The sequence below is a fragment of the Thalassospira profundimaris WP0211 genome (assembly GCF_000300275.1).
Classification (GTDB): Bacteria; Pseudomonadota; Alphaproteobacteria; order Rhodospirillales; family Thalassospiraceae; genus Thalassospira; species Thalassospira profundimaris.
Map to the genome: position 1 here is coordinate 66,224 of NZ_AMRN01000006.1, position 26,065 is coordinate 92,288.

22 protein-coding genes are annotated in these 26,065 nt (G+C 54.2%); 13 read left to right on the forward strand and 9 right to left on the reverse strand.

The features are described 5' to 3' along the window. Positions 1–62 precede the first annotated feature (62 nt). Both TH2_RS12345 and TH2_RS12350 read left to right on the forward strand, forming a co-directional pair. Positions 63–263, forward strand: a complete 201-nt coding sequence (locus TH2_RS12345; RefSeq protein WP_008890769.1) for a heavy-metal-associated domain-containing protein — start codon at positions 63–65, stop codon at positions 261–263. 130 nt (positions 264–393) lie between these two features. Continuing rightward, on the forward strand, positions 394–945 hold the full coding sequence (locus TH2_RS12350; protein WP_008890770.1) for an NADPH-dependent FMN reductase: 552 nt from the start codon (positions 394–396) through the stop codon (positions 943–945). A gap of 56 nt (positions 946–1,001) precedes the next feature. Here the strand turns inward: TH2_RS12350 and gatB are convergent, their stop codons facing one another. From gatB to TH2_RS12385, 7 genes are all read right to left on the reverse strand, one after another. Continuing rightward, positions 1,002–2,456 (reverse strand): Asp-tRNA(Asn)/Glu-tRNA(Gln) amidotransferase subunit GatB, encoded by a 1,455-nt coding sequence (gene gatB / locus TH2_RS12355; RefSeq protein WP_008890771.1) that lies wholly within the window; start codon positions 2,454–2,456, stop codon positions 1,002–1,004. 3 nt (positions 2,457–2,459) lie between these two features. Further along, positions 2,460–3,938: an Asp-tRNA(Asn)/Glu-tRNA(Gln) amidotransferase subunit GatA gene (gene gatA / locus TH2_RS12360; RefSeq protein ID WP_008890772.1), complete on the reverse strand. Its 1,479-nt coding sequence runs from the start codon at positions 3,936–3,938 to the stop codon at positions 2,460–2,462. Beyond that, on the reverse strand, positions 3,938–4,228 hold the full coding sequence (gene gatC, locus TH2_RS12365; protein ID WP_008890773.1) for an Asp-tRNA(Asn)/Glu-tRNA(Gln) amidotransferase subunit GatC: 291 nt from the start codon (positions 4,226–4,228) through the stop codon (positions 3,938–3,940). Before gatC ends, gatA begins: the two co-directional genes overlap by 1 nt. Positions 4,229–4,518: 290 nt before the next feature. After that, complete coding sequence (locus TH2_RS12370) at positions 4,519–5,739, reverse strand: ABC transporter permease (protein WP_040823753.1); 1,221 nt, start codon at positions 5,737–5,739, stop codon at positions 4,519–4,521. A gap of 4 nt (positions 5,740–5,743) precedes the next feature. Then, entirely contained in the window at positions 5,744–7,333 is a 1,590-nt protein-coding gene (locus TH2_RS12375; protein ID WP_008890775.1) for an ABC transporter permease, read from the reverse strand. Between the two features lie 188 nt (positions 7,334–7,521). Beyond that, positions 7,522–8,640 carry an extracellular solute-binding protein gene (locus tag TH2_RS12380; protein WP_008890776.1) on the reverse strand — a complete coding sequence of 373 codons (1,119 nt, stop codon included), beginning with the start codon at positions 8,638–8,640 and terminating at the stop codon, positions 7,522–7,524. An 84-nt stretch (positions 8,641–8,724) separates the two neighbouring features. After that, the gene (locus tag TH2_RS12385; RefSeq protein ID WP_008890777.1) at positions 8,725–9,828 is read right to left on the reverse strand and encodes an ABC transporter ATP-binding protein; all 1,104 of its coding nucleotides are present in this window, start codon (positions 9,826–9,828) and stop codon (positions 8,725–8,727) included. 445 nt (positions 9,829–10,273) lie between these two features. Here TH2_RS12385 and ruvX point away from each other — a divergent pair, with 445 nt between their 5' ends. Continuing rightward, entirely contained in the window at positions 10,274–10,798 is a 525-nt protein-coding gene (gene ruvX, locus TH2_RS12395) for a Holliday junction resolvase RuvX (RefSeq protein ID WP_008890778.1), read from the forward strand. Positions 10,799–10,857: 59 nt separating this feature from the next. On the opposite strand, the gene TH2_RS12400 is transcribed toward ruvX, so the two are convergent. After that, the gene (locus TH2_RS12400) at positions 10,858–11,673 is read right to left on the reverse strand and encodes a VOC family protein (protein ID WP_008890779.1); all 816 of its coding nucleotides are present in this window, start codon (positions 11,671–11,673) and stop codon (positions 10,858–10,860) included. 249 nt (positions 11,674–11,922) lie between these two features. Between TH2_RS12400 and TH2_RS12405 the strand changes: the two genes are divergently transcribed. From TH2_RS12405 to rnr, 7 genes are all read left to right on the forward strand, one after another. Next, complete coding sequence (locus TH2_RS12405) at positions 11,923–12,846, forward strand: AEC family transporter (protein WP_008890780.1); 924 nt, start codon at positions 11,923–11,925, stop codon at positions 12,844–12,846. A 175-nt stretch (positions 12,847–13,021) separates the two neighbouring features. After that, on the forward strand, positions 13,022–13,981 hold the full coding sequence (locus tag TH2_RS12410; RefSeq protein WP_086013196.1) for an aspartate carbamoyltransferase catalytic subunit: 960 nt from the start codon (positions 13,022–13,024) through the stop codon (positions 13,979–13,981). Further along, positions 13,978–15,300, forward strand: coding sequence for a dihydroorotase (locus TH2_RS12415; RefSeq protein ID WP_008890782.1), 1,323 nt, complete (start codon positions 13,978–13,980; stop codon positions 15,298–15,300). The genes TH2_RS12410 and TH2_RS12415 overlap by 4 nt, the downstream gene beginning before the upstream one ends. Before the next feature lies 1 nt (position 15,301). Then, the gene (gene plsY, locus TH2_RS12420; protein ID WP_008890783.1) at positions 15,302–15,952 is read left to right on the forward strand and encodes a glycerol-3-phosphate 1-O-acyltransferase PlsY; all 651 of its coding nucleotides are present in this window, start codon (positions 15,302–15,304) and stop codon (positions 15,950–15,952) included. Between the two features lie 63 nt (positions 15,953–16,015). Beyond that, the gene (gene dprA, locus TH2_RS12425; protein ID WP_338010106.1) at positions 16,016–17,293 is read left to right on the forward strand and encodes a DNA-processing protein DprA; all 1,278 of its coding nucleotides are present in this window, start codon (positions 16,016–16,018) and stop codon (positions 17,291–17,293) included. A gap of 170 nt (positions 17,294–17,463) precedes the next feature. Beyond that, positions 17,464–20,112 (forward strand): type I DNA topoisomerase, encoded by a 2,649-nt coding sequence (topA, locus tag TH2_RS12430; RefSeq protein ID WP_008890785.1) that lies wholly within the window; start codon positions 17,464–17,466, stop codon positions 20,110–20,112. 48 nt (positions 20,113–20,160) lie between these two features. Further along, positions 20,161–22,593, forward strand: coding sequence for a ribonuclease R (rnr, locus tag TH2_RS12435; protein ID WP_008890786.1), 2,433 nt, complete (start codon positions 20,161–20,163; stop codon positions 22,591–22,593). 81 nt (positions 22,594–22,674) lie between these two features. On the opposite strand, the gene TH2_RS12440 is transcribed toward rnr, so the two are convergent. Next, positions 22,675–23,457 (reverse strand): Hpt domain-containing protein, encoded by a 783-nt coding sequence (locus TH2_RS12440; RefSeq protein WP_008890787.1) that lies wholly within the window; start codon positions 23,455–23,457, stop codon positions 22,675–22,677. Positions 23,458–23,645: 188 nt separating this feature from the next. On the opposite strand from TH2_RS12440, the gene TH2_RS12445 reads away from it, so the two are divergent. From TH2_RS12445 to rpmG, 3 genes are all read left to right on the forward strand, one after another. Further along, a complete protein-coding gene (locus TH2_RS12445; protein ID WP_008890788.1) occupies positions 23,646–24,050 on the forward strand; it encodes a DUF983 domain-containing protein in 405 nt (134 codons plus the stop codon). Positions 24,051–24,247: 197 nt separating this feature from the next. Further along, positions 24,248–25,753: a S41 family peptidase gene (locus TH2_RS12450; RefSeq protein WP_008890789.1), complete on the forward strand. Its 1,506-nt coding sequence runs from the start codon at positions 24,248–24,250 to the stop codon at positions 25,751–25,753. Positions 25,754–25,846: 93 nt separating this feature from the next. After that, positions 25,847–26,014, forward strand: a complete 168-nt coding sequence (gene rpmG, locus TH2_RS12455; protein WP_008890790.1) for a 50S ribosomal protein L33 — start codon at positions 25,847–25,849, stop codon at positions 26,012–26,014. The last annotated feature ends 51 nt before the right edge of the window (positions 26,015–26,065 follow it).

A 26,065-nucleotide genomic window follows, 5' to 3' on the forward strand; every position in this document is an offset into this window, starting at 1 on the left:
ACCTTCCATCTACTGGAATCTCCATACTGCGTTCATAGACACCGATCATATGGAGAAATCTGATGGTGAAACTGAAGGTCGAAAAAATGAGCTGCGGTCACTGCGCAAGTGCCGTGACCAAAGCAGCAACAAAGGTCAGCGGCGTTGAAGGTGCCGAGGTTGATCTGGCAAATGGCGAAGTCGCTGTTTCCGGAAACCCCGACGTCAATGCCCTGATCGCGGCGATCACCGATGCCGGCTATCCGGCATCCGAAGCCCGCTAGGATCAGACACCCGCGTTCGCGTCCCCCACCCGAACGTCAGAGCCGCCGGTATTAAAAATATACTGGCGGCTTTTCTTTACCCTGCCCGCTCGGTTGTGCAAACATCGCCACAAACTGAAAGCGGCACAAAATGACTTTTCATATCACAGCCCTGTGCGGAAGCCTTCGCCAAGCCTCGATCAACAAAACGCTCCTTCAAGCGGCACAAAAGGTTGCAAGCCCCCATGGTGCAACCATTCATCTGTTTGATGGCTTGGGCCACCTTCCGATCTTTAATCCGGACAATGAGGATACCGATGATCGCAATGTCGCGGCGTTTCGAGATGCACTTCGCCGCGCGGATGCAGTCCTGATCGCCAGTCCCGAATATGCCCATGGTGTCACCGGCGCGATCAAAAATGCCCTTGATTGGGTGGTAGCCAGTGGCGAATTCATGCAAAAACCAGTCGCCTGCCTGAATGCGTCCGGCCGCGCAACAATCGCACAAGCAGCATTGATTGAAACCATTCGCACCATGGATGCACACATCGTCACTGACGCGTGCATAACGATCCCGATGAACGGCAAGAACTTTGACGTTGATGATATCCTACGCGATCCATCAAGCCGGTCCTTACTTGAGACCGCGCTTCGACACTTAACGGCTGATATTCCACGCGAAATGCAAAACCAGGCCCATTAGTCATACAAAAAAAGCCGCCCAAACGGGCGGCTTTTTCTTTGGTCTGATGATTACAATCAGCCGAGGATTTTATCGCGCAGCAGCTTGTTGACCATGCCCGGGTTGGCCTTGCCACCCGTGGATTTCATGACCTGACCAACAAACCAGCCAAGCATCTTGTCCTTACCCGCGCGGATCTCTTCAACCTTGTCCGGGTTTGCGGCAATGACTTCGTCAATTGCCGTTTCAATCGCACCGGTATCGGTGATCTGCTTAAGACCTTTTTCCTCGACGATCTTTTCCGGATCGCCGCCGGTTTCGATCATGATTTCAAAGACATCCTTGGCGATACGGCCAGAAATGGTGTCGTCAGAGATCAGATCGATCAGCTTGCCAAGGTTTTCGGCCGTTACCGGGCTATCAGCAATCCCGACTTCTGCCTTGTTCAGCGCACCGAACAGGTTGGTGATCACCCAGTTCGCCGCCAGTTTGCCATCACGGCCCTTGGCAACGACTTCGTAGTAATCAGCCTTTTCCTTTTCGGCGACAAGAACACCGGCATCATATGCCGACAGACCGTTTTCACGCATGAAGCGGGCCTTCTTCTCGTCTGGCAGTTCGGGCAGTTCTTTTTCGATTTCCGAAATGAACGCATCATCGAAAACCAGCGGAAGCAGATCCGGGTCCGGGAAATAGCGATAATCATGTGCCATTTCCTTGGAACGCATCGAGCGGGTTTCACCCAGCCGCTGATCATAGAGACGGGTTTCCTGCTGGATTTCCCCGCCGCCTTCAATCACTTCGATCTGGCGTTTTGCTTCGATCTCGATCGCCTGCATCACGAAACGGATGGAGTTGACGTTCTTGATCTCGCAACGCGTGCCAAAACCTTCGCCCGGACGACGTACAGAAACGTTGGCATCACAACGCATGGAGCCTTCGTTCATGTTGCCATCACAGGTGCCAAGGTAACGCACAATCGCGCGCAGCTTGGTCAGATACGCACCGGCTTCTTCCGGTGAACGGATGTCTGGCATGGAAACGATTTCCATCAGCGCCACACCCGAACGGTTCAGGTCGATATGCGAATATTTCGGGTCCTGATCGTGCATCGATTTACCAGCATCCTGTTCAAGATGCAGGCGTTCAATGCCAACCGACTTGGTCGAACCATCAGGCATATCAAGAATGATCGTGCCTTCGCCGACAATCGGTTTGTCGAACTGCGAAATCTGGTAACCCTGCGGCAGATCGGCATAGAAATAGTTTTTGCGGGCAAAAACGCTTTCCTTGTTGATCTTGGCCTTAAGACCCAGACCAGTTTTAACCGCCTGACGCACGCATTCTGCGTTCACGACCGGAAGCATGCCCGGCATGGCCGCATCAACGAGGCTGACATTGCTGTTGGGCTCATTACCAAACTTGGTCGAAGCACCTGAAAACAGCTTGGACTTGGAAATGACCTGACAGTGGACTTCAAGACCAACGACGATTTCCCACGGGCCGGTAGAACCTTCAAGAATATAGCTCATGGATCAGCCCTCCTGCCCGGCAGGTTTTGCGGTAAAGTTGGCAGCACTTTCGAGCACGCCCCCAACACGCAGAACGGTTTCTTCATCAAACGGCTTGCCAATCAGTTGAAGACCCAGCGGCAATCCCTCGGCCGAAAGACCGGTCGGCACCGAAATGCCCGGAAGACCCGCAAGGCTTGCCGGAACGGTGAAGACGTCATTGAGATACATCTTGACCGGATCACCTTCGTTTTCACCAATGGCAAAGGCCGCAGACGGTGCGGTCGGGGTCAGGATCGCATCAACCTGACCAAACGCACCTTCGAAGTCCTGATAAATGCGACGACGGACTTTAAGCGCCTTGTTGTAATAGGCGTCATAATAACCAGCCGACAGCACATAGGTACCGATCATGATACGGCGCTGGACTTCCTTGCCGAAACCAGCTGCACGGGATTTCATGTACATGTCATCAAGGCTGTCGCCGTCATCCATGACACGCTGGCCGTAACGCAGGCCGTCATACCGTGCAAGGTTCGACGACGCCTCTGCCGGGGCGACGATGTAATAGGTGCCCAGCGCATATTTGGTGTGCGGCAGGGTCACATCGACAACTTCGGCACCGGCATCGCGCAGCATGGCAACGCCGTTATCCCAAAGCTTGCTGATTTCTTCGGGCATGCCATCGACACGATATTCCTTCGGAATACCGATCTTCATGCCACGGATGTCACCGGTAAGGGCCGCCTCGAAATCAGGCACAGCAATCGGTGCAGACGTGCTGTCCTTGGCGTCATGACCCGCCATCGCGCCCAGCATAATTGCCGCGTCGCGAACGGTTTTGGTCATCGGACCGGCCTGATCAAGCGAACTTGCGAAGGCAACAATGCCCCAGCGCGAGCAACGACCATAGGTCGGCTTCAGACCAACAATACCGCAATAGGATGCCGGTTGACGGATCGAGCCACCGGTATCGGTACCGGTCGCGGCCAGCGCCATGTTTGCAGCAACAGCAGCGGCAGAACCACCGGAAGATCCACCCGGAACCAGATCTTTTCCGGATTTGTCTTTCCACGGGTTTATCACGTTGCCGTAATAGGACGAGGTGTTCGATGACCCCATGGCGAACTCATCAAGGTTCGCCTTGCCCAGCATCACCGCACCATTGCCAAACAGGTTGCTGGTGACGGTGGATTCATATTCCGGTTTGAAACCTTCAAGGATGTGCGATGCCGCCGTGGTCTGAACACCTTCGGTGCAGAACAGGTCTTTGACCGCAATCGGCAGGCCTTCCATTTTGCCAGCGTCGCCCTTGGCGCGCTTGGCATCGGATGCCTTGGCCATTTCCATGGCCTTTTCCGGGGTTTCGGTGATGTACGCATTCAGATTGCGATGTGCGTCCATCGATTTCAGGTGTGCTTCGGTCAGTTCGACCGAGGTATAATCACCCTTTGCAAGCCCGTCGCGGGCTTCTGCAAGTGTCAGCTTTGTCAGATCAGTCATTATTCAACCACCTTGGGCACAACAAAACAGCCAGCATCGGTCATCGGTGCGTTTGACAGCACTTTTTGCTGGATATTGCCATCGGTGACTTCGTCCTTGCGCAGCGGCAGGGTCAGATCGGCAACAGATGTCAGCGGCTCGCAGCCTTCAACATCAACTTCTTGCAGTTCCTCGACAAAATCGAGGATACGGGTCAAATCTCCCGCCAGTTCGGAAAGGCCTTCTTCGGACACGTTGATACGCGAAAGATAGGCAATACGGCGAACTGTTTCCTTATCCAAAGACGACATGGATGAAAGTCTCTCTTAAGGAATGATAAAAAACCCGGCAGAGAGATATCTGCCAGAACGTGAATTACAGCGCGGAAACTAGCACCCCGCCGCCCCTGCCGCAAGGGTTCGAAGCAACGAAGAACGCCTGTTGTCGCGCTGTCTGACAGATAAAACTGTCACGCGCGAAAATATCACCTGTCCAGATCGGATCAGGCATACGAAAACAAACAGGCCGACAACAAGAATGTTGCCGGCCTGTTTCGTATTTATGTCCTGCTCCGTATCGCGGGACAGAATGCCTGATCGGCTTAGCCCGGGCTCATACCACGCAGACGTTCGGAACGACGACGTAGCAGTTCGACGGTCAGCAGCAGCAGGATCGAGACAGATACGAGGATCGTCGCGGCTGCCAGAATGGTCGGCGAAATCTGTTCGCGCAGGCCGGTATACATCTGCCATGGCAAGGTTTGCTGACGGGCAGACCCGACAAACAGCACCACAACCACTTCATCAAACGAGGTGATAAAGGCAAACAGGCCGCCCGAAATCACGCCCGGCAGGATTAGAGGCATCTGAACCTTGAAGAAGGTGGTGACCGGGTTTGCCCCCATGTTTGCCGCCGCACGGGTCAGTGACTTGTCAAAGCCAACCAACGTCGCGGTGACCGTGATGATGACAAACGGGATACCCAGAACAGCGTGCGCCAAAATCACCTTTACATAGCCGACGAATGCCTGGTTGAGCCCAAGATTAAGCTCAAGCCAGTTGCCCAGCGGTGCATAGAAGAAGAACATGCCAGTCGCCGAAATGATCAGCGGCACGATCATCGGTGAAATCAGCACCGCCATCATCGCCTGACGGCCAGGCACGTGCGACTGGCTAAGACCGATCGCGGCAAGGGTCCCAAGGGAAACGGAAATCAGCGTCGCAATTGGCGCGATGATCAAGGAGTTCTTGAGCGGCACCATCCATTCGTCGGTACCAAGGAAATCGCGATAATGCTTGAGGCTGTACCCCTCTGCCTTGAAGCTCAGCATTTCTGGCGTGAAGGTAAAGAAGTTCTCGGCATTGAAGCTGAGCCAGATTACCGGCAGAAGCGGTGCGATCAGGAAGAAAAACACAAACGCGCAGATAAACAGGAATGCGTTGTGCCAAAGAACCTGACCCGGCGTGTAATAGATCGGAACACCAGCCCGGTATCGACCACTTCCAACCCAGTTGGCAAACCAGCCCATCGAAATACCGACAAGGAAGCCACCAAACAGGCCGCCAAGCCCACCGAAAATCATGCCTACGCCGCCGAAAAGCACGCCGGTTGCCAGCGTTTTCTGTTTGCTTTTCACCTTGATGATTTTCGAGAACACAAAGGCCAGTGCCGCCCCGACCACAGCACCGATGACGAACCCGACCCACGGGCTGCCAAAGATGTTGCCGGTAATGAACCCGAACATCGCGCCTAACAAGGCCACCAGTGGCATCGTGAAGGTCATCAGTTCGGGCCGTCTTACGTACGAGATTACTTCATTCATGTTCTTAGCCCCCCAACTTCACGTTATCGATGCCCACAATCTTGTCGTAGCACCAGTAAAGGCCAAGAACGACGACGAGAAGGATGGACCCGAGTGCGGCCGCAAGGCCCCAGTTGAGCGAACTTGAAATGTGATAGGCAATTCGGTTGGAGATGAAGACACCATCCGTACCACCAACGATTTCCGGCGTGATGTAGTAACCGATCGCAAGAATGAACACGAGGATCGAACCAGCACCAATACCCGGAACCGATTGCGGGAAATAGACACGCCAGAAGGCCGTCCAGTTCGTCGCACCAAGTGACTTGGCCGCACGCTGATAGCTTGGCGGAATGGTTTTCATCACCGAATACAGAGGCAGGATCATGAATGGCAGCAGGATGTGGGTCATCGCAATGACCGTACCTGTTGCGTTGTTCATCAGAACAAGGCGATCCGCATCGTTAACGAACCCAAGCCAGACAAGGATTTCGTTGATCACCCCTTGCTGCTGTAACAAGACCTTCCAGGCCGAGGTTCGCACCAAAAGCGACGTCCAGAACGGCAAAAGAACCAAAATCATCAGGATACTTGCCGTACGCATTGGCAGATTGGCAAGCAACCATGCCACCGGATAGCCAAGAACAATGCAGCTTGCAGTAATGATCAACGCCATGATCAGTGTGCGCATGAACAGCGTCGTATAAATCTGCTGATTTTCCGGCTTCATCACGATCCCGTCGGGCGTCAGGGTCATATCGACGGAATTCAGGAAGTAGCCCGGGGTCATGCTTGGCGAATAGAGCTTGATAGTTGCCCAGATATCAGCCGAGCCCCAATCTTTGTCTTCTTCGGTGAAAGCTTCGCGGAAACCGAATTGCGGAAGCTGATCAATATTCGCAGCCGCCGCCTGCAACGCGCTTGCGCCCGCACCGTTATAGCTGTTGATCGCCGAAACCGTATCCGGATTGGTCAGGTCCATACCAAGGGCGCCATAAACGGACTCCCATGGATCTTCCTCGGCCACGGTGTCGCCATCACGGATCGCCGCCCAAAGGGCAAAGTCGGTATAGGCACGTGCGGTCCAGGGCAGCAGTTGAATGATTTCTTCTGACGGCACAAAGCCGACATCACCACTCATGTCTTCATCAGACATCAGCGCCATCAGTTCACGGCGGGTTTCAAGAAAATCTTCGCCGCCTGTGCCCGACATCATTTCGAACCAGAAAGAACCTTCTTCGAAGTTCGGATCGATGTCTTCAAGCGGATCCTGCCAAAGCTCACCGATGTCATCAAGTGACCGCCCCGTGGTCCGGAACAAGGATGACAATCCGGATTGCTCGTAATTCAGGCGAGAACCAAGACGGGTGTGCTGTTTGGCTTCTTCTGCCTTGAATAAATCAATGTAAAGATTGCGGTATACGTTTTCGTGCGGCGGTTCCCCGCTCGATCCATCCCACTGGGACAGCGCAATCACGGTTCCCGGGATCGTATTCGGCACAATGTCGTTTTCAACCGACCGGAAAAGCATCGAGAGAATTGGTACGATAAAAGTCACGACCACAAAGATCAAAAGTGGCGCAACCAGCATGAGCGCGCGCATCTTCTGGCGCATCAATGCCCTTCGTAGACTTTGTTTTAGTGGTCTGCCATCAGCAGCTAACACTACTTCTTGAGATGTATCACCCATTACGCCCCCGTAAGCCTGCCCCGGTGTTTTCGGTCTATTGTTTCGACCGGCAATTTATTGTTTAGCGAATTGGTCGGTAAAGGGGGCCGCGAACGGCCCCCTACCCTTAGCTCTTATTGAGCAAGCCAAGCCTGGAATTTGGCATCGATGTCGTCACGGTAGTCAGCCCAGAACTCGTAGTTATAGAGGAACGTGTTCTTGGCGTTTGCCGGATCGGTCGGCATGTGCGGAGCCATGTCGATACCGAGTTCGGCGTGCTTACCAACGAGCGGAGCCGAGGAGAAACGAGCCGGACCGTATGAGATGTAAGCAGCCTGATCAGCAAGACGCTGGGTGTCGGTTGCGAACTTCACGAAGTCCAGAACGCGGTTCAGACGCTCTTCCGGAAGACCGGACGGAATGATCCAGCCGTCAAGGTCAAAGACCTGCGCGTCCCAAAGCATGGCGATCGGCTGATCCTGCTCTTCGATTGCGGAGAACAGACGACCGTTGTAGGTCGAACCCATGAAGACTTCGCCGTCAGCCAGAAGCTGCGGGGTGTCTGCACCAGCACTCCACCAGATAACGCTGTCTTTGATGGTTGCCAGCTTATCAAGAGCGCGCTGCTGACCTTCCGGAGTTTCAAGAACGCTGTAAACTTCGTCCTTGGCAACACCGTCGCAGAGCAGAGCCCATTCCATGTTGTTGATCGGGCGTTTTTCAAGCGAACGCATGCCCGGATAGGTTTCGGTGTCGAACAGGGCACAGATATCTGTCGGTGCCGGAGTTCCAGCCGGAACCATGTCTTCGCGGTAACCAAATGTGGTCGAATAAACGATCTGCGGGATGAAGCAGTCACTTACGAGGAGATCACCGAAATCATCTTCTGCCGAGGTGCCATCCGGCGCTTCTGCAAGAACTTCGTTTGGGTCGATTTCCATTGCGAGGCCTTCATCGCAAAGGCGCATTGCATCAGCAGCAACCACGTCAACCAGATCCCAGGTCACGTTGTTGGCTTCGTTCATTGCACGCAGTTTTGCAACGGCTTCGTTCGAGCTTTCATCCCAGGTGATCGAAACACCCGGGTTCATTTCCATATAAGGCTCAGCATAAGCCTTGATCTGGCTGTTCTGATAGGCACCGCCCCAGCTGACCAGCGTCATGTCAGACGCCATGTGGTCGTCGGCATAGGCTGCGCCTGCCGCCACAACAAGCAAAGCTGTTGATGCTGTAAGGGTTTTAATAAGCTGCATTAATAGACTCCCTGATTGTTTCCCGGACTATTCGTTGAGGACCAGCACCCGGGCGTACCGGTCCTGTATCTGCCTGACTAAAAGTTACGACGCGTCAAGCGCGCGGCAATCTTCTGCAAGCCAGCCAATCTCGATTTCCTGACCCGGCTTCAGACGCACCTGATCCGGTGCGTTCCTCGTCTTGATGATAAACTCATCATTGCCGGCCACACGCAGGCGTGTACGGAAGATGTCACCCATATAGATGAATTCCAGAACCTCGGCCTTGAGCGTATGCGCATCTGCATGCAGGCGATCACGGTTATATTCAACACGTTCAGGACGGATCGAAACGCGGGTACGTTCACCCACCTGGCTGACATTGACCGGAACGGCGTCAATGATTTCGCCGCCATCAAGCTGGACAACACAGGTGTTGCCCTTGATTTCCTTGATGACGCCTTCGAGCGTGTTGTTTTCGCCAATGAACTGCGCGACAAAGCTGTTTTCGGGCTGTTCGTACAGTTTATCTGGCGGTGCAAGCTGCTGAATGCGGCCGTCGTCAAACACGGCGACGCGGTCGGACATGGTCAATGCCTCGGTCTGGTCGTGGGTGACGTAAACCGTGGTAATGCCAAGTTGATGGGCCAGATGAGTGATTTCAAACTGCATCTTTTCACGAAGCTGTTTATCAAGCGCACCGAGCGGCTCATCCATCAGAACCAGTTCAGGTTCGAACACAAGCGCACGGGCCAACGCGACACGCTGTTGCTGGCCGCCGGAAAGCTGTGCCGGACGACGGCCACCGAAGCTTCCCATTTCAACCATGTCGAGTGCGCGTTTGACCTTCTCTTCCTGTTCCGCTTTGCCCAATTTGCGGACCTCAAGCGGGAAAGCCAGATTTTCGGCAATGGTCATGTGCGGGAAGAGCGCGTAGTTCTGGAAGACCATGCCGATACCACGCTTGTGCGGCGGGATATCGTTGATCGAAACGCCACCAAGGCGGATATCGCCGTGGGTCGCGGTTTCGAAGCCGGCAAGCATCATAAGACAAGTCGTCTTGCCAGACCCTGACGGACCAAGCATCGTCAGGAACTCGCCTTTAGGCATTGTTAGGTTGAGATCTTTAACGACGAGTGTCTCGCCGTCATAACTTTTCTGTACACGTTCAAACTCAACGAACGCTTCATTTGATGCACCGTCGGCCAAACCCTATACCCCCTGATTTGTCATTGTTTGTTCAGCGTTTTCGCTTTTGGTGATTTTTGTATGCGGAAATCAACTGGAACCTGTCGAGCATGACGGTTCCCGAACCCCGTGGATAGAAGCATTGCGACACTCACGTGTAATAGGTGCGCTGCCTCTTTCTGTTTTTTCTCTCTCAAGATGATCTGCGCATTCGGTCTGCCTGTTTTGCCCTGCATATTTCGATTTCGATCAATTTCGGCAGTGCGATATTAAAACAAACCTGCTGAGGCACTTCAACCCCTCATCATTCAGAAAGATTTTTACGCTAGGAAGTCCGCCATTCTTGGCTGCATTTAGAATAAAATGCGCCCACACACTCAACTCGGCGTCGTTTCTTCCATAAATCGGAAAACGATACATTTGCTTTGCGCTGGCAATTTCGCAAAAAGACTCCTATAAGGTCGCCATGATTTGCAATGACACTCAGGAATTGCTGCGGTTCTTGCCACCGGCAGCACGTGTATTGGGCCTTGATTTGGGCACCAAGACAATTGGCGTAGCCCTATCAGATGTAGGGCTGCAGATTGCCTCACCGTATGAGCTGATTTCACGAAAGAAGTTCACACGCGATATTGCGCAGCTTTCGTCGATTATCGACAAACAGAATGTCGGCGGCATTATCATCGGCTTCCCGCGCGAACTTGATGGTTCGATCGGCAAGGCGTGCCATCGCGTCTATGCCTTTATCGACGAAATGGAAAAGTATATCGACCTGCCGGTTTTGATGTGGGACGAGCGCCTGTCAACAAACGCGGTCGAGCGTATTCTGATTGAAGAAGTCGATATGACCCGCAAACGCCGCGCTGAAGTCGTCGACAAGACAGCTGCTGCTTATATCTTGCAAGGCGCGCTGGACCATTTGAACCGCCACACCGATCCCGGCGAGAACGCCGAAGCAGACGATGACGATATCGAGGCTGAAGAAGACTGATAACCGTCAGCCCGCCATGACCAACAAGATCAAAGCTGCCTGTTCATTCAGGCAGCTTTTTATTTGGCTTTGATCACCATCAACACCCCGAAGAACCTTGAAGGCGGGATGATAAGCATACCGTCTTTTTCAACAGCCCCTATTGCGACAGCTGCATCGGTAATTTTCGCGATGTCATCGACAACTAATTCAAAGCCGGCAAATCCGTCTGTCGGGAATGCGGTGTCCTCTACCCCATAGCGTGAAATCAGTTCGTCGCCATGCAAGGCATCAACAATCGCGTCGACTCCAATTTCATCATAGAAGTCGCGCACCGCTTCGGCCGCCCAATGATCAACAAGAACCTTGCCAATCGCAACAGCGCCATTCTGATGGCTTTGATAGTCAGGGAAATAGAAATTCTGCACCGGGTGTCGATGTTGACACACAAATGTCACCGCATGCCGCAGCAGCGGGTGGTTGGCATAGGCCAACGAAAAGGCAACGCCGACCGTTTCACCATCAGGCGTTTTGGCATCGCGTTCAAAGTGAAATACCGGCGGCACCGCGGCACCGGCTGCGATAAATTTTTGTCTGTCCTGTTCGGCGTCGCGCGATTGCAGGGCCAGCATCGACATGCCTTCGCGATGACGCAGATAATCGCGATTGTAGATCGGAAACGAAAATGGCTGGGCAAGGTCGGTTTCGGCAATCTTGTCCGGATCAATAACGGCAAGAAGTTCGATATACATGCCGTCAAGCTGGATCAGGGCATTACCGGTACCAAAGGGATGAACTGCACGCGGGGTCACTGTGAATCCGAGCTGCGTATAGACAGCTATCGCGGCATCAAAATCATTCACACATATTACAATGTGATCAATCGCGCGTGACATGGCGTCCCTTTCCTTGAACATTCAGCGAGCTGGACGACTTTGCAGAACAAACAGTCTATCGACGCCAAAACCTGTTGGATGTGCTGACTATCACATCGGAAAACACCGGCAAAGAACAACTCGACACCAACTGAATTTTAGTCATCTATGCTAATTAGATATTGCGAGCGTATTTCACCCTTCTCAGATCGGTGATAACAGTATGGTGACGTTGAAAGTTCTTCTTCATTACGTGATGAAAGCCACCTGATGCTTGCCATTCTCTCAGCACTTCTGCCGACCTTTGCCCTGATCGTTGTCGGGTATGTGCTGCGCGAACGGCGTTTCCTACCCGACAGTTTTTGGCCGGGTGCAGAGAAACTGACTTATTTCATCACCTTCCCGGCCCTTCTTTTTTCCAACACCGCCAAAGCAGACCTTGGCAGCCTGCCGCTTCTGGGAATTGCGACGGCAATGCTGGGCACGATTGCTATCTGTACGGTTCTGATCCTTGTGGCGCGCCCCGTTTTGAAGGTTTCGGCACCAACATTTTCATCGCTGGTGCAAGGCGCCATTCGACCAAACACTTATATCGGGCTTGCCGTTGCGGCGGCCTTGCTTGGCACACACGGACTGACCGTCACTGCCCTTTGCGTCGCATTGGTCGTGCCGACAGTTAACGTGATATCTGTGTTGGCATGTGCCCATCTGGGTGAAAATGATCGAAAGCCCGGCGTTTTGTCATTGCTGCGCGATGTGGCAAAAAATCCGCTTTTGATGGCATGCGTGCTGGGCAGCCTGTTTAACGTTCTGGGGATTGGCTTGCCGCCGATCGTTGGCCCCTTCCTTGAGGTTCTTGGACGCGCGGCCCTGCCCATCGGGCTTCTTGCCGTTGGTGCCGGGCTTGATCTTTCGGCGGCACGGCGCGCAGGTTTCCCGGTCGGAGTTTCCAGTATTGGAAAACTGGTGTTGAGCCCTGCGATTGCCGCGGGTCTGTGTCTTATGCTGGGACTGCCCGATATCGAACTTGCTGCGGTCGTGCTTTATGCGGCACTGCCCTGCTCTGCCAGTGCGTATGTTCTTGCGCGTCTGATGGGGGGCGATGCCCAGATGATGGCCAGCATCATCACCGTCCATACCCTGCTTGCGATTATCACCATGCCGGTGATCGCCATTTTGACCCAGGCCGTCTGATCGCCGATCGTCTGGCCTTCGCCGTCCGAAACCTGACCGATCAGTCAGGAAATTTGATGCGATTGCATCGGTATTACCGGCAATATTTAACTTTTCGTGACAGGGGCAATTCGTTATGCTCCGCCCGAAATTTTTCAAAGATCATCCAAGGGAAATGTGCAACGCCATGAGCGTCATGGGACCAGCGGCGGATCATTATCCGCACCCACACCTCCTCGGGATCGAGGGTCTGACCCCCGGGGAAATCACCCTTATTCTGGATCGCGCCCAGCACTATGCGGAAAAAAACCGCTCCGCAGACAAGACCAGCAATATTCTGGCCGGCGCGACAGTTGTTAATCTGTTTTACGAAAACTCCACCCGGACGCTGACATCGTTTGAACTGGCTGCCAAACGTCTGGGGGCTGACGTTATCAACATGACGGTTGGCACCAGTTCGGTCAAAAAGGGCGAAACCCTGATTGATACGGCGATGACCCTTAATGCCATGAACCCGGATGCACTGGTTGTCCGCCATGGCGATAGTGGCGCGGTCAAGCTTCTGAGCGAAAAGGTCAATTGTGCGGTTTTGAATGCGGGCGACGGTCGCCACGAACATCCGACCCAGGCCCTTCTGGATGCGTTGACCATTCGCCGCCACAAGGGACGCCTGCATCGCCTGAATGTTGCGATCTGTGGCGATATCGCCCATTCGCGTGTTGCACGTTCCAATATCCTGCTTTTGAACACCATGGGATCGCGTGTGCGCCTTGTCGCCCCGCCAACCCTGATCCCGTCGAAGATCGACCGGATGGGTGTCGAAATTTTCCACAACATGGAAGAAGGCCTGAAAGACTGCGACATCGTCATGATGCTGCGTCTGCAGCTGGAACGCATGGAAGGCAGCTTCATCCCGTCTGTGCGCGAGTACTTCCATTTTCATGGCCTTGACCGTGCGAAGCTTGCCAACGCCAAACCAGATGCCCTGATCATGCATCCCGGCCCAATGAACCGCGGTGTCGAGATCGACAGTGAAGTCGCTGATGACGTTGAACGTTCCGTCATCCGCGAACAGGTCGAAATGGGCGTTGCCGTGCGCATGGCAGCGCTTGAATTGCTTGTGCAGAACCACAGAAAGATCGGAGGTCAGGCATGAGCCCCGCCATTCGCGCCAAAGGTGCCGGCAAAAAAGCCTTCATCAATGCCAGGCTGCTTGATCCCATTAAACAAACCGATGAAACCGGTGGCCTCCTGATTGAAGATGACACCATCGCCAAAAGTGGCCCGGACATCACCGAAGGCACCGTTCCCGATGGTTTTGAAATCATTGACCTTGGCGGTGCATGTCTGGCACCGGGTCTGGTTGATATGCGCGCCCAATTGCGCGAACCGGGATTTGAACATCAGGAAACCATCGAAACCGCCGGAAAGTCTGCCGCGATCGGTGGCGTCACCACCATTATTGCCCTGCCCAACACCGATCCGGTGATTGATGACGTGGCCGGTGTTGAATTCATTGCCCGGCGTGCCCGCAAGGTTGGCTTGGCCAAGGTATTTGTCTATGGCGCAGTCTCCAAGGGCATCGAGGGGCAGGAAATCACCGAGATGGGCCTGCTTCATCAGGCCGGTGCAGTTGCCTTCTGCGACGGGATCAAGACGATTGCCAGCGCGCGCCTGCTGCGCCAGGCCCTGTCCTATTCGACGTTCTTTGATGGCATGATCGTCCAGCACCCGGAAGAGCCCGAGCTTTCCAAGGGGGCCTCGATGAATAGCGGCGAACTGGCAACCCGCCTTGGCCTGTCGGGTGTTTCGCCACTGGCTGAAGTTATTCAGATCGAACGCGACTTGCGACTGGTTGAAATGACCGGCGGGCGGCTGCATTTCGCCCATATTTCGACCGGTGAATCGGTGGAAGTCATCCGCAAGGCAAAGAAACGTGGCCTTAAAGTCACCTGCGATACCGCACCGCCCTATTTCGCACTGAACGAGAACGCGGTCTCGGATTACCGTACGTTCGCCAAGTTGTCACCGCCGCTTCGCTCCGAGGATGACCGTCAGGCGATTGTTGCCGGCCTTGCCGATGGCACGATTGATGCCATTGCATCGGATCACAACCCGCAAGATGCCGATTCCAAACGCCTGCCCTTTGCGCAGGCGGCTGCCGGTGCCGTCGGGTTTGAAACGCTGCTTCCGATGTCGCTGGAGCTTTATCACAACGGGCATATGTCGCTGCTCGATGTGATTACCAAACTGACCCGCACCCCAGCCGAACTGGTGCGCATCAAAGGGGCTGGAACACTGGCAGAGGGAACCGCGGCCGATCTGGTGATCTTTGATCCGGATCGCCCGTGGAAAATTGATCCTTACCAGTTCCATTCGAAATCGAAAAATTCACCGTTTGACGGCCGTCTGACGCAGGGACGCGTTCTGCGCACCCTGATTGATGGCCGCGAAGTCTTCTCGGAAGGTGCCTGAAATGGAACTTGATGCCACCTATAAGGCAATGTTGATGTCGCTCCAGGTTGCGACGGTCTGTGGGTACCTATTGGGCTCTATCCCGTTTGGTCTGGTTCTGACCCGCATGGCGGGACTTGGCGACATCCGCCAGATTGGTTCGGGCAATATCGGCGCAACCAACGTTCTGCGTACAGGTCGCAAGGGATTGGCCTTCCTGACCCTGATCGGCGATGCAGGCAAAGGCGCCTTTGCCGCCCTGCTGTTCACCCACCTTTACGGTGCAGAGCAAGGCATCTTTGCCGGTGGTGCCGCTGTTATTGGCCACATGTTCCCGATTTGGCTGCGGTTCAAGGGCGGTAAAGGGGTTGCGACCACCCTCGGCACGCTTGCGGCTGTCAACTGGATCATGGGCCTTTGTGCGGCACTGACATGGTTGGTGATGGCGCTGATTTTCCGGATTTCTTCGCTTTCGGCACTCATCGCCATGATCGCGGCCCCGTTGGCGGCGTTCTTCATCGCCAACGATCCCGGTGCCGGGTGGCTTGGTGTATTTCTTGCCGTTATTGTCTGGCTTGCTCATCACGCCAATATCAAACGCCTGATCCGCGGCGAAGAGCCCAAGATCGGCCAGAAGAAAAAGCAGGCTGACGAAGAAACGCCTGCTTCATAGGCGCAAGTTGCCCCTTCGAATAGCTTGACGAAACAACGCCCGGATGACCACAATCCGGGCGTTATGCATTTACCAAACCAACAACCATCGCGATTATCGCAATCGGAACGTCTGGCACGCATGCGACTGGCGCGCAGCACCAATGTCGGACCGGTCACCTTTCGCAAATTGCTGGAACGGTTTGGTTCAGGCCGAAATGCCATTGATGCCCTGCCCGATGTCATTGCCCAAGCAAAGACCACGCGCAAGATCAAGATTGCCAACCGCGACGAGACGGTTACGGAAATTGAGGCCGCAAAGGCATCGCGCGCCCGACCGATCATTTTTGGCGACCCGGAATATCCACCACTTCTGGCGCGAATTGATGATGCGCCGCCCTATTTTTATGCCATCGGACGGATTGAGCTTCTTGGAAAATCTGCCATCGGGATCGTTGGTGCGCGCAATGCTTCGGCAACGGGATGCGGATTTGCCCGTAAAATCAGTCATCAGCTCGTAAACGCGGGCTATGTCGTTGTGTCAGGTATGGCACGCGGCATTGATGGCGCAGCCCATGCGGCGGCCTTGCAAAGCAACCATAATGCAGGCGGCGGTACGATTGCTGTTCTGGGTGGCGGTGTGGATGTCGTTTATCCCCGCGAACATCAGGACCTTTATTTGCAACTCTGCGAACAGGGTTGTGTGGTGTCAGAAATGCCGCCCGGCCTTCAACCACAGGCAAGGCACTTTCCCCGTCGCAACCGCATCATTTCCGGATTGTCATTGGGAACGGTTGTCATCGAGGCCGGTCGAAATTCCGGATCGCTTATCACCGCCCGCTTTGCCGCCGAACAAGGACGCGATGTGTTTGCCGTTCCGGGCTCCCCGACCGATCCGCGCGCAGCAGGTCCGAACAGTTTGATCCGTGATGGTGCAATCTTGTGCGACTCTGCCGACGTAATTCTGGATGCCCTTCGAACTGCCGAGCAAAACAGTCACTTGTTTGAACAAAATCACACCTTCAACACAGCTGCGCGCGACGCACGCCCTGACACCTCAGCCGAGGCATATCACGAGATAACGGCATCATTGGAACAAGATGCGATCATTCTCGGTGAAAAGAAAACCCCGCAATCAATTGAATTAGAAGAATTTTCTGACGAAACCGACGCCAACGAAGACTCCGTCAAAGAGATGGAAAAACTCTTTGATTTGCTATCTGCTAGCCCCCTTCTGATTGATGAGCTCATTCGTACGTCTGACTTGCCCGCCGAGCAGGTTTCGACAATTTTGATTGAGCTCGAACTTGCAGGAAGGGTTGAACGTCACCCCGGAAATAGGGTATCGCGTATCGCCAAATGAGAGTCGCGTCGGATATGGATGTGACAAATATTGTTGTGATTTGCCGCAATTTGCGCAATTTGATCTGAAAAACAGCGACACACTATAATATATGTGTGCAGACTTTCAGGTTACGGACCGCACAGCATAATGACCGCCCTCGGGCGCAAGAACCGGACACGAAAAACGTAATGAATCTTGTCATCGTCGAATCCCCGGCCAAAGCCAAGACGATCAATAAATATCTCGGCGACGATTATAAGGTACTGGCCTCGTTTGGTCATATCCGTGATCTGCCGTCCAAGGATGGTTCGGTCGATACCGACAATGATTTTGCAATGGTCTGGGAAACCGATGGCCGTTCCGAAAAGCAGATCAAGGAAATTGCTTCGGCGGCACGTGACTCTGACACCATCTATCTCGCGACTGACCCGGATCGCGAAGGTGAAGCCATTTCCTGGCATATTCTTGAAGTTCTCGAGCAGAAAAAGCTGCTCCGCGGTCGCGATGTCCATCGCGTCGTGTTTCACGAGATCACCAAGAAAGCTGTCACCGAAGCCATCGCCAATCCGCGCGAACTTAATCAGGAACTGGTGGATGCCTATCTGGCGCGTCGTGCGCTTGATTATCTGGTCGGCTTTAATCTGTCGCCGGTTCTGTGGCGCAAACTGCCTGGTTCGCGCTCGGCCGGACGTGTGCAATCGGTTGCGCTCCGCCTGATTTGCGAACGCGAGATCGAAATCGAAGCCTTCAAACCCGATGAATACTGGTCGCTTGAGGCTGGCTTTGCCGTTCCCGAGGGCAAGTTTTCCGCACGTCTGACCCATCTGAACGGCGAAAAGCTTGATAAGCTGGCACTTGGTAATGAAAGTGCCGCCAAGATCGCCAAGGAAAAGGTCGAAAGCCGCAGCTACACCGTTTCAAAGGTTGAGCGCAAAGACGTCAAACGTCGTCCGCAGCCGCCTTTCACCACATCGACCCTGCAGCAGGAAGCATCGCGTAAGCTTGGCTTTGGCGCGAAACGCACCATGCAGCTTGCCCAGCGCCTTTATGAAGGTGTCGATATCGGTGGCGAAACGGTTGGTCTGATCACCTATATGCGTACCGATGCCGTGGTGCTTTCACAGGAAGCACTCGCCGCCGCACGCCGCCTGATTGGCAAGGATTATGGCGATCAATATCTTCCGGCCAATGCGCGTAGCTTTGCCAACAAGGCCAAGAACGCACAGGAAGCCCACGAAGCTGTCCGCCCGACCGATCTGTTCCGTCGTCCCGAACAGGTTTCGCGTCACCTTGATAAAGACCAGTTGGCGCTTTACACCCTGATCTGGAAACGGACCGTCGCCTGTCAGATGGAAGATGCACGCTTTGATCAGGTCGCAGTTGATCTGTCATCGAATGACAATCACGTGGTTCTGCGTGCAAATGGTTCTGTTGTGAAGTTTGACGGCTTCCTGAAGCTTTATCAGGAAGGCAAGGATGACGAGGCTGAAGACGAAAATGATCGTCGCCTGCCGCCGCTAAAAGAAGGCCAGAAGCCTGACCTTGGCAAAGTCAGCATTGATCAGCACTTCACCCAGCCCCCACCCCGCTATACCGAGGCGAGCCTGGTCAAGAAGATGGAAGAACTCGGCATTGGCCGTCCGTCGACCTATGCATCGATCATTTCGGTTCTTCAGGACCGGAACTATGTGTTGCTGGAACGTCGCCGTTTCGTCGCACAGGACCGCGGCCGTCTGGTAACCGCTTTCCTGTCGAAATTCTTTGAACGCTATGTGCAGTACAACTTCACGGCCGATCTGGAAAACCAGCTTGATGAAGTTTCCATGGGCAAGCTGGAATGGAAAGACGTTCTCAAGGATTTCTGGAAGTCGTTCAAAGGCAATGTCGACGAGGCGAAGGAACTAAAGATCACGGACGTCCTTGATGCCCTTCAGGTAATGCTGGAAAACTACCTGTTCCCGCCGCGCGAAGACGGAACAGACCCGCATAAATGCCCGAAATGCACGGATGGAACGCTGAGCCTCAAGCTCGGCAAGTTTGGCGCCTTTCTTGGTTGTTCGAACTATCCGGAATGCAATTATACCCGACCGCTCGTTGCCAATGAAAACGGCTCCGAATCCGAACTTGATTCTGGCCCCAAAGTCCTTGGCATTGACAAGGAAACCGGCAAGGAAATCACCCTTCGCAAAGGCCCGTATGGCGTGTACGTCCAGCTTGGCGAGGAAGAGGAAGTCGAAGGTAAGAACGGCAAGCCGAAAAAGGTTAAACCGAAACGCACATCCCTGCCCAAGGGATTGGAGCCATCTGTCGTTGACCTGACCAAGGCCGAAGAACTTCTGACCCTGCCGCGTGTTGTTGGGATTTATCCCGACACTGGCGAGGAAATGAAGGCCAATATTGGCCGTTTTGGCCCATACGTCCAGGCAGGCAGTATTTTTGCCTCGCTCAAGGCCGACGATGATGTTTTGACGATCGGTGAAAACCGGGCGATCACCCTGATCGCGGATAAGCGTGAAAAGTCAGGCACAGAAATCGGCAAGCATCCCGATGATGGTGAACCGATCTTTGTCGCCGTTGGCCGCTGGGGACCGTTTGTTAAGCACAAGAAAACCATCGCCAATATCCGCGATGTAGAACGTGATGACATCACCCTTGAAATGGCCATCAAGGCCATCAAGGAAAAGGAAGCCAAGTCGGGCAAAACGACCAAGGCCGCGACCAAGAAAACGGCAACCAAAACCGCAACGGCGAAGAAAAAAGCCCCTGCGAAGAAGAAAACGGCTGCAAAGAAACCCGCAGCGAAGAAGACAACCACGAAAAAGGCGGCGGCGAATTAATCGCCGCCTTCCTTTTCTCTGGAATACCTATGAAAGGACGCCGCAACGTTGGCGAACGATACAGAAGACAAAAAACACTTCCCGACCAAGGAAGAGATTATCGAATTCATCGATATGAGCCCGACACCGGTTGGGAAGCGCGAAATTGCGCGCGCCTTCAACATTAAGGGCGCAGCCAAGATCGAACTCAAAAAGATCCTGAAAGACCTGAAGATTGGCGGCGATGTCGTCAAGGGCCGCCGGCGCTTTGACAAACCCGACCGCCTGCCCCCGGTTGAAGTTCTGGAAATCACCGGCGTTGATGACGACGGCGAAGTTCTGGCCAAACCGAATGTCTGGAAACACGAGTACGAACCGCCGCTGATTGTTGTGAAATCAATTCGTCGCGGCGGCCCAAGTGCGCCAGGCATTGGTGACAAAATTCTCGCCAAGCTGCGCTATACCGGCAAGCATACCTACGAAGCCAGCATCATGCGGGTCCTTGGCAGCGGGCCACAGCGCGTCTTGGGACTTTATCGCCCCAATGAACGCGAAGGCCGTGTTGTGCCCACAGATCGCAAGGATAGCGGCGAGATCGCGGTCCCGCTTGACGACCATCCTGATCTTGAAAGCGGCGCACTGGTTCTGACCGAAATTTTGCCGGGCAAACATTTTGGACTGCGTAAAGGCCGGATTACCGAGGTTCTTGGCAACATCAATGAACCCAAATCCATCAGCCTTGTATCGATCCATGCGCGCGGCATTCCGTTTGAATTCCCTCCGGAAGTCGAACTTCAGGCACGCGAGTCCAAGGCCACACCACTGGGTAAACGCACTGATCTGCGCGACATCCCGCTGGTCACCATTGATGGTGCCGATGCGCGTGACTTTGACGATGCCGTCTGGGCCGAAGCCGACCCCGATCCCGCCAATGAAGGCGGCTGGCACATCATGGTCGCGATCGCTGATGTGTCCTGGTATGTGCGTCCGGGCGATGCACTTGATCGCGAAGCGGTCAAACGTGGCAATAGCTGCTATTTCCCGGATCGTGTGGTGCCGATGTTGCCGTTTGAGCTTTCGAACGGCTGGTGTTCGCTTGTCCCGCATGAAGATCGCGGCTGCATGGCGGTTGAAATGTGGCTGGATAAACACGGCCACAAACTACGTCACAAGTTCTGCCGCGGGATGATGAAGTCCGCCGCCCGTCTGACCTATGATCAGGTTCAGCGCGCCATGGACGGCCAGCCAGACGACACCACCGGTCCGCTGGTTGATACCATCATCAAGCCGCTGTATGGCGCGTTCCATGCGTTTCTGGAAGCGCGCAAGAAACGTGGCGTACTCGAACTTGATGTGCCCGAACGCAAAATCGAGCTGAATGACAGCGGACAGATCGTTGCCATTGCGCCGCGTGCACGGTTTGACAGTCACAAGCTGATCGAAGAATTCATGATCGCAGCCAATGTCTGTGCTGCTGAGGAACTTGAACGTATCAAGCAGCCCTGCATGTATCGTATCCACGATGCACCGAGCGAGGAAAAGCTTGAAGCGCTGCACGAATTCCTTGAAGGCGCTGGCTATAAGCTGAACAAGGCATCGGTTCTGAAACCGCGCGATTTCAACCGCATTCTTGAACTCGCCAAGGACACGCCAGAGTCTGAGCTGATCAACACGGTCGTTCTGCGCAGCCAGTCACAGGCCATGTACAGCCCCGACAATATCGGACACTTCGGCCTTGCACTGAAACGGTATGCCCACTTTACCTCCCCGATCCGGCGCTATGCCGACCTTCTGGTCCATCGTGCATTGATCGCGGGCCTTAAACTTGGTGAAGGCGGTTTGACGCCCGAAGAAGGCGAACGGTTCGAACAGATTGGCGAGGAGATCTCGGGCACTGAACGACGCGCGGCTATGGCCGAACGCGATGCGGTTGACCGTTATGTCGCGGCCTATATGTCTGACAAGGTCGGGGCGGAGTTCCCCGGCAAGATTTCTGGCGTCACCCACTTTGGTCTGTTTGTTTCATTGAACGAAACAGGGGCAGACGGGTTGGTTCCGATATCCACCCTGCCCGATGACTATTACGTCCATGACGCTGCAAGCCACGCACTTGTCGGGCAAAATCGCGGCAAGAAGTTCCAGTTGGGTGATACGGTTGTCGTCAGGATTGCCGATGCCGATGCAGCCACCGGATCATTGGCATTGCGACTTGCCGAACACGCCGACATTACCGCCCGCGATCTGGTTGAACGGCCACGCGGACGTCGTGGTGCAGGCAAACGCCGTGGCAGCCCAGGCGACCGCAGCCATCGTCATGGCAGCAAGCCCGGTTTCCGGTCCGGCCCACGGGACGCAAATGGCCCGGCTGGATCATCTGCGACCAAGTCGAAGGGCAAGAAAGCAGCGGCAAAGAAAAAGACCACACCGAAAAAGCAGCGCAAGCTGGTGGCATCCAACCGGGCGGCGCGCAACGCCCCCAAACCGGGCCCGAAGTCGGATTAAGACCGAACTGCCAACACAAACAACCAAAGGCGGCCGATATGGCCGCCTTTTTGTTTTCGATACCAACGCTCCAATAAAAGCTCAGAGCATGGTTTCGATGAATTTCGACAGATGCTCAGCGGTTTGTTTGCCCTTGTTACTGATGATCGCAACGTTTTCAGGCAAACCTTCAAGATCGGGATGTGATGCATCGAAACTCGTCAACAGGCCGAGCTTTTTGTCTGACAGGGTCTTCATCGCAGCCAGGGCGCGGATCAGTTCGATCCCGCTAAGCCCATCAAGGACAGCCGCGGTAATGACGGCATCCGGGCGCGATTGAACCACCGTTTCGAACGCCTCGACGGCCGAACGGGCCGTGATGGTGCGAAAACCCTTTTCACGCAGTGCACGCTGCAAAAAATGCCCCTGCACAGCGGTCGCGGTGACAATAAGGACTTCCTTATCCTGCGCAACCGCAACTTCGGATGCATCATCCTGCTCATCGGCCTTGGCACTGCGGGTCGGCAGGGAACGCAGAATACGGGTTTCTTCTTCGGCCTGGGGATTGGTGCCACTTTCGATGATCTCGCGGATCCAGCTGGTGAAATCCACCAGCGATGCCGCTTCGAGATCATCGATTTGGGTCAATTCGGCAATATAATCTTCAAGTCGATGTGCAATCGCACCCACCAGCGGAAAGCCGAATGATCCGGCAAGTCCTTTGACGGTGTGCGCTTCGCGCCGCAGTTCGGCAATTCCCGGTCCGGCTTCGTCCATTCCGCCGGCGACACGATCAATCGTGGTTTCAATGCGATCAATGCGTTCGATCGTGTCCTCGATGAAGTCCTGTTTCAGACCGGCAATGACTGCGTCTGCACTTCCCACTGGGCACTCCCTTGGCAACTGTTCGATCAAGCAAATGTGACCATGCATACGCCCCTGAGGTGAATAGGCAGGGCCGATTTTACTTGCTTGCGCAACCGAACATCATGATGATGGCGTACAGTCTCAATGCCTGTTTTCGCCACACGGATCAAGAGGGCGCTGAGATATGACAGGAGTTAATTTTAAACATGAATGCCCCACACGATATTTCTCCCGACACAAATGCCACCACCAGCAACCAAAGCAGCGGTCGACTGATGACCGGATTGCGTCGCGGATTTCGCCGCAAATGCCCGAATTGTGGCCACGGTTTTGCTTTCGGCGGCTATCTGAAGCTTCGTTCCGAGTGTGATGTTTGCAATCACCCGATCGGGGAATATCGTTGTGATGATGCCCCGCCCTACTTCACGATCTTTCTGGTCGGACACATCGTGGTTCCGGGTGCGTTGGCTATGGAGCAGAATTTCAGCCCGTCCATGGCGTTGCAACTTTCGATCTGGCTTCCGGCCACCGTCGCATTATGCCTTGGCTTTCTGCCCTTTATCAAAGGGGCTGTTCTTGGCACTCAATGGGCCATGCGCATCAAAGGATAGTCGTTGGCAGAATGCCAATTTTTCCAGTAGAATGCGTAGGTTATCTCGCCTGAATTAACCGGATTGTTTAATTGGTCGCACTTCGCGTAGCACAGAATACATATGACAATCCCGACGCAGGAGCGCGACGTTTGCGGCGCATCTGTGTTGCCCTCGGGTTATGTGTATTGCAGGCTGCCTGCGCCACTTCAGACCGGATGGCAGTAACCTCGCCTGATGATCCACAAACGCGCGAACTGATTTCTCAAACAATCGAACTTGTCGCAACACGCTATATCGATCCGATCAGCCGTGAACAGATCCTGGTGAGCACCCTTGATGGACTCTCATCGATTGACGAAAACATTCGCGTCGACATCACCCCGACTGATCTGGTCTTGCAATATGACGACCGAACGGTCGGCAAGATTGCCCTTCCGGCTTCATCCGACGGCACGGCGGATCACGAAAATCTTCAGATCTGGTCCGAAATCACGCTAACCGGATTGGCAAGATACCGGGCACATTCGGCCAAACTGCGCAACACGGACACCAAAGACATCGAGTCTGCCCTGATCAGTGGCGCAATCCGCAATCTGGACCGTTACAGCCGCTATGAGGGTCCGGTACGTGCAGAAAATGCGCGCAACCGTCGTGACGGCTATATTGGCATCGGCGTTCGTGTCGTTGGCGGAAGTGGCTACCCTGTTGTCAAACTCGTTCATGCGGAAAGCCCGGCTGCGCGTGCCGGACTGCATCCCGGCGACCAGATCCTGACGGTTAATGGCGAGGACATGTATGGTAAAGCCAGTCGCTATGCTGCCGACCTGCTGCATGGCGAAGAAGGAACATCTGTCCTGCTTGAAGTGAATGCAGCCAAAAGCAACGCTATCACCCCGATGGAGATACTGCGTGAACGGGTGATTGACCGCACAGTATTCGATGATGTCCGTGACAATATCCTGATTGCGCGTGTCAGCAGCTTCAACTCAGCAACTGCGTCAACGCTTGCCGACAGCATCATGAAGGCGAAACTTTATGATGGTGGCCTTCACGGCGTTATTCTCGATCTTCGTGGAAACCGTGGCGGACTTCTGCAACAGGGCGTTGCGGTGGCTGACCTGTTTTTGGCCGATGGTCCGATCGGAAAGACATTTTCGCGTGTCACAGCTGCACGCCACATATTCAAGGCAGAAACCGGCGATTTGACCAATGGCGCGCCGCTGGTTGTCCTGATTGACGGACGCACAGCGTCGTCAGCGGAACTGGTTGCAGCAGCCCTTCAAGATCGCCATCGTGCTGTGCTGATCGGGTCCACAAGCTTTGGCAAGGGGTCCGTTCAGGCAATCAATGATCTGCCCAACCATGGGACATTGACCTTTACCTGGTCGCGCATGACAGCCCCTTCTGGATACACCTTTGACAGAATCGGTCTTTTCCCGGCCATCTGCACAAAATCAGGCACAGGCAGCACCGCTATTCACAAGGTGGCGAACGCCCTGTCACTGCGTGATGAGACCGCCTCGGTGATGATGAAATGGCGCAAGCTGGACTATCAGGACGAAAAGAGCAGACGGGAACTACGCAGCGTTTGTCCGGCCAACACAAATGGTGAAACATTTGATGTTGAAGTTGCACTTGAGCTGCTGAAAAATAACCGTGAATACAAGAATCTGGCCTATGTCGGACAAGAGGAAATCGCCGATACTTTTGCCAGCCAATAAAATTGCATTCTTTTTTCCAAAATGGCTTGACACTCTGCCGATAACCTTTATGTTCCGCCGCCTGAGATACACCTGAACACAGGATGCAGAGACATGGCGAAGCCCGCTTCGATCCTCGTAAAGTTGGTAAGCACCGCAGACACCGGTTACTTCTATGTTGTTAAGAAGAACCCGCGGAATACCACCGAGAAATTCCAGTTTCGCAAGTACGACCCGGTCGTGCGTAAGCACGTCGTGTTCAAAGAAGCGAAAATGAAGTAATCTGGTTCTTCGGAATTCGATTGCAAAGATTTAAAAAAGACGTGTCCTTCC